The organism is Methyloceanibacter sp. wino2 (assembly GCF_003071365.1).
GTDB lineage: Bacteria > Pseudomonadota > Alphaproteobacteria > Rhizobiales > Methyloligellaceae > Methyloceanibacter.
In genome coordinates this window covers 2,140,206-2,147,500 of the sequence record NZ_CP028960.1, presented here as the reverse complement: position 1 = coordinate 2,147,500, position 7,295 = coordinate 2,140,206, and the positions used below count along the sequence as shown (strand labels likewise).

The window sequence follows — 7,295 nt, the reverse complement described above, 5'->3', positions numbered from 1 at the left end:
ACTTCCGCCTCATCGAATCCGAGGCCGATTCGGAGGTCAAAGAACCGGTTCGCGTCAGCATTTTCGCCAGCTCGGGCGACCACATCGTCACCACGTCGCGCAACCGCGACGGCGACTATCTGGCCTCGACCGTGGTTCCCCTCGACGAAGTCGTGGTCACCGCCTCCAACCGCGCTTCGCTGTATGAGAGCTTTTACGAATCCGCGCTCAAGCAGAAGCTTCCGGGCGACGTCATCATGAAGCTGCTGCGGGTCCATTCCTACGATGTGGACTTCAAGCAGAAGGTTCGCCCTGGGGACACGTTCGAAGTCTTCTTCGAGGGCGACGGCACCAGCGAGAAAGCCGGCGAGTTGCTTTACACGTCCATGACGGTGGGCGGCGAGACTCGCAAATTCTATCGCTTCCGCACCCCTGACAACACGATCGACTTCTATGACGAGAACGGGTCCAGCGCGAAGAAATTCTTGATGCGCAATCCCGTGAAGGGCGGCCGCCTATCGTCGGGCTTCGGCACGCGCCGCCATCCGCTGCTCCGCCGCATCCGCATGCACACGGGCGTGGACTGGGCTGCGCCGGCAGGCACCCCGATCCTGGCCGGCGGCGATGGCACGATCGAGATGGCCGAGCGCCATGGCGGCTACGGCAACTACATTCGCATCCGCCATGCCAACGGCTTCGCCACCGCCTACGGGCACATGACCCGCTTTGCCACCGGCTCCAAGCCGGGCGCCCGCGTCAAGCAAGGCCAGATCATCGGCTATGTCGGCACGACCGGCCGCTCCACCGGCCCCCACCTTCACTACGAAGTCCTGGTCAACAACAAGTTCGTCAACCCGATGACGATCGCCGTGCCCCGCGGCCTCGAACTTGATGGTCGCAACCTGGCCGCCTTCCAAAAGGAACGCCGCCGCATCGATGCCCTGATGGAACTGGATCCCGTCACCAACCGCATCGCCCAAGCCGACATCCAATAGGGACTTTTCTCGCGCTTACCGCCTAGCGGCTACTTGAGCGCTTGATCCCTCGCCCCTTCACCGAGCGTTTGGCCTCCGGCACGTCCAAAGACTTGCGCGTACCCACCGAGCATCAGCGCTCGGTATGAAGTCGGAACCCTCAAGCCAAAATGGCCGGGGCAAGCCCCGGCCATTTCCAGATCAAACAAGAGCAGCGAAGCTGCCGAAGCTGCCCTAAGCCGCTTCCTTGGCCGTCGCGCCGTTGAAGGTCAGTTCGCCGGCGCGGACGGAGACGTCGACCGTTTCGCCGTCATGGACCTTGCCTTGCAGGATCATCTCGGCCATCGGGTCTTGCACGTATTTCTGGATCACGCGCTTGAGGGGCCGCGCGCCGTAGGCGGGGTCGTAGCCCTTGTTGCCGAGCCAGGTCTTGGCCGTCTCGTCCAGCGTCAGCGTGATCTTGCGATCGGCCAGCAGCTTTTGCAGGCGCTGCATCTGGATGTCGACGATGTTGGACATGTGCTCGCGGCGCAGGCGATGGAACAGGATGATCTCGTCCACGCGGTTCAGGAACTCGGGCCGGAAGTGCGAACGCACCACCTCCATGACCTGGGCTTCGACCGCGTCGGAATCCTCGCCCTCCGCCTGGTTGACCAGGAACTCGGAGCCGAGGTTCGACGTCATGATGATCAGCGTGTTGCGGAAATCGACCGTACGGCCCTGCCCGTCCGTCAGGCGCCCATCGTCGAGCACCTGCAGCAGGACGTTGAACACATCCGGATGCGCCTTCTCGATCTCGTCGAACAAAATAACCTGGTACGGACGCCGGCGGACGGCTTCGGTCAGCGCACCGCCTTCCTCGTAGCCCACATAGCCGGGAGGCGCGCCGATGAGCCGGGCCACCGCGTGCTTCTCCATATATTCGGACATGTCGACGCGCAGGATCGCGTGTTCGTCGTCGAACAGAAATTCGGCGAGCGCGCGGGAGAGCTCCGTCTTGCCGACGCCGGTGGGGCCTAAGAACATGAACGAGCCCAGCGGCCGGTTCGGATCCTGGAGGCCGGCGCGGCTGCGGCGCACGGCGGTGGAGACAGCCTTGACGGCCTCTTCCTGGCCGACCACGCGGCGGGCAATCTCGGTCTCCATGGCGAGCAGCTTCTCGCGCTCGCCTTCCAGCATCTTGTCGACGGGAATGCCGGTCCAGCGGGAGACGACGGCTGCGATCATGTCGGGCTCGACGACTTCCTGGGCCAGCCCGCCGGACGCGGACTCGCTCTCTTCGACCTTTTTCAGCTTGGCTTCGAGATCGGGGATCACGCCATAGGCGAGCTCGCCCGCTTTCGCGAGGTCACCCTCGCGTTGGGCCTTCTCGAGCGCTATCCGCGCCGTATCCAGATCTTCCTTGATCTTCTGCTCGCCGGCGAGCTTGTCCTTCTCCTCCTGCCAGCGCTGGGTGAGCACGTTGGCGCTCTCCTCGAGATTGACGATCTCTTTCTCGAGTTTCTCCAGCCGGTCCTTGGAAGCGGTGTCGGTCTCTTTCTTCAGGGCCTCGCGCTCGATCTTGAGCTGCATGAGGCGCCGGTCCATCTCGTCCAGCTCCTCGGGCTTGGAGTCCACCTGCATGCGCAGGCGCGAGGATGCCTCGTCCACAAGGTCGATGGCCTTGTCGGGGAGGAAGCGGTCGGTGATGTAGCGGTTGGAGAGCGTAGCCGCGGTGACGAGAGCCGCATCGGAGATACGCACGCCGTGATGCAGCTCGTACTTCTCTTTCAGCCCACGGAGGATCGAGATCGTGTCCTCCACGGTGGGCTCGCCCACGAACACGGGCTGGAAACGCCGCGCCAGCGCCGCATCCTTCTCCACATGCTTGCGGTATTCCTCGAGCGTGGTCGCGCCGACGCAATGCAGCTCGCCGCGCGCGAGCGCCGGCTTCAGCAGATTGGAGGCGTCCATGGCGCCGTCCGTCTTGCCTGCGCCCACAAGCGTGTGCATCTCGTCGATGAAAAGGACGATCTGGCCTTCCGCGGCCTCGATCTCGGAGAGAACGGCCTTCAGCCGCTCCTCGAACTCGCCGCGATATTTGGCGCCCGCGATCAGCGCGCCCATGTCGAGCGAGAGCACCTTCTTGTCCTTCAGGCTCTCCGGCACATCGCCTTTAACGATGCGCTGCGCCAAGCCTTCGACGATGGCGGTCTTGCCGACGCCGGGCTCACCGATCAGCACCGGATTGTTCTTCGTGCGGCGGGAGAGAACCTGAATGGTCCGGCGGATCTCTTCGTCCCGGCCGATGACCGGGTCCATCTCGCCCTTCTCGGCGGCCTCGGTGAAATCGCGCGTGTATTTCTTCAGCGCATCGTATTGCTGCTCGGCGCCCGCGCTGTCGGCAGTGCGGCCCTTGCGCAGATCGTTGATCGCTTCGTTGAGGCTCTGCGGTGTGATGCCGGCCTCTTTCAGGATCGCGGCGGTCTCGCCCTCGCCGGTCATGGCGAGTGCCTGCAGCGCGCGTTCGACCGTGACGTAGCTGTCGCCGGCCTTGGTCGCCATCTGCTCGGCCTGGTCGAGCGCGCGGCCAAGCGCGGGCGTCATCTGCGGAGACTGGGCGCCGGAGCCGGAGACCTTGGGCAGCTTGGCAAGCGCCGCATCGGTGCGGGCGAGCGCCGTCTTTGGGTCACCGCCGGCCCGGGCGATAAGCCCGGCGGCCATCCCCTGGTCGTCGTCCAGAAGTGCTTTGAGGAAGTGTTCGGGGGTGACTTGCGGGTTGCCGTCGCGCAGCGCAATCGTCTGTGCGGCCTGCAGAAAACCCTTCATGCGGTCGGAAAGTTTCTCGAAATCCATGTCGATCCCTCTTTAGGCGGCCAGAAACGAGGGCAGGCCAGAATTGATGAATTGGGGTGGGCACCACTGAGGATGGGTCATATCAGCGGCGTGTTAACGGACATATAGCGACGGTTTTCTCTCAGAAAAGAGGGGCTTGCCTTGCTCTGCCGCAAAAAATGGCAGCATCGCGATGCTATCGCGTCTTCAAGATACGCTGCCAGAGCGTACCGCCGAGATATTTTGAGAACACGACGAAATAAGCGATGACCGCGGCGAAGAAGACAAAGGCGGGCCCGCCTTCCAGCTCGAAGCCTTCAGCCGTCAGATTGCCCGTGGCGTAGCCGATGACATAGCCCGCGACGAAAAAGATGGTGAAGAAATCGAGAATGCCGGCCAGAACCTTCCGCCATGTGGAGACGGGCTTGGCTGTGGACGTGTCAGACTGTGTATCGGTCATGGGCCCCTCGCTCAAATCGCGCGGAGCCCAATCTAACCGTTTGCGCTGTGTGCGAGAAGCCGGAGGCGGCTAGTTCACAGCGCCGGAAGCGCCTTCGCTTTCCTCGGCGACCGCCACCTCGACAGGCTGATCGGAACCATTCCCTTCCGTGGCGCCGATCGCCTCGGCGGCAGGACTAGCTTCCGCGGCAGGCTGAGCTTGCGGGCTGGATTGCCCCTCTGCGGCTGCTTGAGACCCGTTCCGCCGCTGCCGGCCCCGTGCGCGGCTACGACCCTCGGCCGACGCACCGCCGGCCTCCTTGACGTCGGACTCGGCTCCCTCGCCCGCACCACTCTCAGCACCGTCGTCGCCATCCTGCCGGTTCCGGCCGCCGCTGCCATTGGACTGCTGCCCTTGCGGCTGATCTCCGGCCTGCGGCGCCGCGCTGGCGGCCTGCGAGTGAGCCGCCATGATGATGCGGTTGTAGTGCTCGGCATGCTGAAGGTAGCTCTCGGCCGTGACCATATCGCCCGACGCCAGCGCATCACGCGCGAGCGACATGTACTTCTCGGCGACATGGGACGCGGTCCCCCGGATTTTTACATCCGGTCCGTTTGATTCGTAATTCCGCGCCAGTGGGTTCTGGGGCTTCCGGCTACGGCCGCGACCCCTGCGATTCTGTTGTCCTTGCCTCATAAGCCCTATTCACCTGATTGGCGGCGCATACGCCGCACTCATCACTCCCTGGTCTGTGATCATCGGCCAAGACCAACCGAGCATGCTAAGCGCCCGGAAAGCCGGCTTGGCCTTGCTAGTTTTTTCAGCGGTTCTTGTTCTTGCTGCCTTGTCTCAGTCGGTGTCCGACGCGAAGCGAAATGCCTCTGGTGCTAGCGTCGGTACGGCAAATTTGTTTTGCGATACGACGGCTCCTGAACGTCTCGAGAGGCGCGGGGCGCCTGTCAATCGAGGTTCTGAAAGGATATCCGCGGTGTTGCCACGCAACCGGCGAAGCCTAATCCCTGCTGCGGCTCGCCATATAGTCTGATTTCTTGGGTAGAACCTAGCCTGAACATCCAGATTTTCCAAGCATATTTTTGGCTCATCGCAGGCTCCGACCTGCGCGTGGTCACGACAACTTGGCACAAACACAACGGGGAAGACCCGCAAGATCGGACCGAACTCCATCGTCTGCGACGATCAGCCCCCCTGCCCGAAAGATGTCCACAACGCTCCCAGCCTGAGTGCACCCGATCTCCGCCAGCAAGGCACCGCCCGGGGCAAGAAAACGCGGCGCGCCGGCGGCGATTCGCCGATACGCGTCTAGCCCATCGATGCCGCCATCGAGTGCAGCCAGGGGATCGTGGCGGGCGACCTCCGGTGCGAGCCCCTCGATCTCCGCGCTGGCGATATAGGGCGGGTTCGAAACGATGATATCGTAGCGCCCGGCCAGACCCTCGAACCAATCGGCGGTCGCGAACTGCACACGATCCGCAACACCGAGTGCCGCCGCGTTGTCACGGGCCAGTTCCAGAGCGCCGGGATTGATGTCGGTGCCGGTGCCGACCGCTTCAGGCAACTCGGCAAGGAGCGTCACGAGGATGCACCCCGACCCCGTTCCGAGATCGAGAAGGCGCAACGGCCGCCCGCGGAACCCGTCGCTTCCCGCCTGATCCAGGACGGCTGTGACCAATGTTTCCGTATCGGGACGGGGATCCAGCGTGTGCGCATCGATCTTGAAGTCCCGGCCGTAGAACTCGCGTGTCCCGCGGATACGGGAAACCGGCTCGCCTGCGAGGCGGCGCGCAACATAATCGTCAAAGCGCGTTTCGCATGGCGCGCTCAACGGTGCGCGGCCATTCACGATCAACGCTTCGAGCGACAACCCGGTCGCCACTTTCAGAAGGGCGCGCGCATCGAGCGCGGCCGTAGCGATCCCGCCTTCCCGCAGAACCTGGGTGGCGCGGGCCTGGGCCGATTGGAGGCTCAGGCTCACGCCTCGCTCTCCTCCATGGCCGCGAGCTGACTGGCCTGATCCTCGGTTGTCAGGGCCTCGACGATTTCGTCGAGCGCCTGCTCGCCTTCCAGAACCATCTGCAGCTGGTGCGAGGTGAGACCGATGCGGTGATCGGTGACCCGCCCTTGCGGAAAATTATAGGTGCGGATGCGTTGCGATCTGTCACCCGATCCGATCTGGCTGCGCCGGTCCTGGGCCCGCTCGGCGTCGAGCTTCTGACGCTCCAGATCGTACAGCCGCGCACTCAAGACCTTCATGGCCTTGGCCCGGTTCTTGTGCTGAGACTTCTCGTCTTGCTGGATGACCACGAGACCCGTGGGCAAGTGGGTAATGCGCACGGCGCTGTCTGTAGTGTTCACCGACTGCCCGCCCGGACCGCTGGCTCGGAACACGTCGATACGCAGATCTTTTTCGTCGATCTGGATGTCCACGTCCTCGGCCTCCGGCAGCACGGCAACCGTGGCCGCGGACGTGTGAATGCGCCCTTGGGCCTCGGTCTGCGGCACGCGTTGAACGCGATGCACGCCGGATTCGTATTTCATCCGCGCGAACACGCCCTTGCCCGTGACATTGGCGATGATTTCCTTGTAGCCGCCCGTCGCGCCCTCGCTGGCGGACAGGACATTGACCTTCCAGCCATGCCGGTCGGCGAAGCGCTGGTACATGCGGTAGAGGTCGCCTGCGAACAACGCCGCCTCGTCGCCACCCGTGCCGGCGCGCACTTCAAGAATCGCACTCTTCTCGTCGGCCGCGTCCTTAGGCAGGAGCTGCACTTTGAGCTCATGCTCGAGCGTCTCGATCTTCTCGGAGAGAGGCCCGATTTCCTCCTCGGCGAGGGCGGTCATGTCCGCGTCGGAACGGTCGTCGAGAATCTCCTGCAGCCCTTGCTTTTCGGTTTGGGCTTCGCGCAACGCGTTGATCGTACCGACAATAGGATCGAGCTCCGCGAATTCGCGGGACAACTCGACATAGCTGTCCTGATCGGCGCCGGAGGCGAGGCTGCCTTGTATGGCCTCCCAACGGGCAACGAGCTTATCGAGCTTCTCAGCGGGAATCGTGGTCATGGTTCAAGGAA

6 protein-coding genes (1 of these 6 only partly in view) are annotated in these 7,295 nt (G+C 63.6%); 1 reads left to right on the top strand and 5 read right to left on the bottom strand.

Annotated elements, in window-relative coordinates; all coding sequences use genetic code 11:
* A protein-coding gene (locus DCY11_RS10045; RefSeq protein WP_159079934.1) for a peptidoglycan DD-metalloendopeptidase family protein crosses the window boundary here: on the top strand, positions 1–974 show its 3' end. The gene continues 1,045 nt to the left of window position 1, outside the view; 974 of the gene's 2,019 nt are visible here — the last part of the coding sequence; its start codon lies off the left edge, out of view; the stop codon is at positions 972–974.
* A gap of 213 nt (positions 975–1,187) precedes the next feature.
* On the opposite strand, the gene clpB is transcribed toward DCY11_RS10045, so the two are convergent.
* The 5 genes from clpB to prfA form a co-directional block, all read right to left on the bottom strand.
* Positions 1,188–3,788 carry an ATP-dependent chaperone ClpB gene (gene clpB / locus DCY11_RS10040; RefSeq protein ID WP_108682774.1) on the bottom strand — a complete coding sequence of 867 codons (2,601 nt, stop codon included), beginning with the start codon at positions 3,786–3,788 and terminating at the stop codon, positions 1,188–1,190.
* Between the two features lie 175 nt (positions 3,789–3,963).
* Positions 3,964–4,227 carry an RDD family protein gene (locus tag DCY11_RS10035; RefSeq protein WP_108682773.1) on the bottom strand — a complete coding sequence of 88 codons (264 nt, stop codon included), beginning with the start codon at positions 4,225–4,227 and terminating at the stop codon, positions 3,964–3,966.
* Between the two features lie 69 nt (positions 4,228–4,296).
* A complete protein-coding gene (locus DCY11_RS16175; RefSeq protein WP_108682772.1) occupies positions 4,297–4,902 on the bottom strand; it encodes a DUF4167 domain-containing protein in 606 nt (201 codons plus the stop codon).
* 430 nt (positions 4,903–5,332) lie between these two features.
* Entirely contained in the window at positions 5,333–6,199 is an 867-nt protein-coding gene (prmC, locus tag DCY11_RS10025) for a peptide chain release factor N(5)-glutamine methyltransferase (protein ID WP_174202146.1), read from the bottom strand.
* Positions 6,196–7,284 (bottom strand): peptide chain release factor 1, encoded by a 1,089-nt coding sequence (gene prfA / locus DCY11_RS10020; protein ID WP_108682771.1) that lies wholly within the window; start codon positions 7,282–7,284, stop codon positions 6,196–6,198. Before prfA ends, prmC begins: the two co-directional genes overlap by 4 nt.
* Positions 7,285–7,295: the final 11 nt, after the last annotated feature.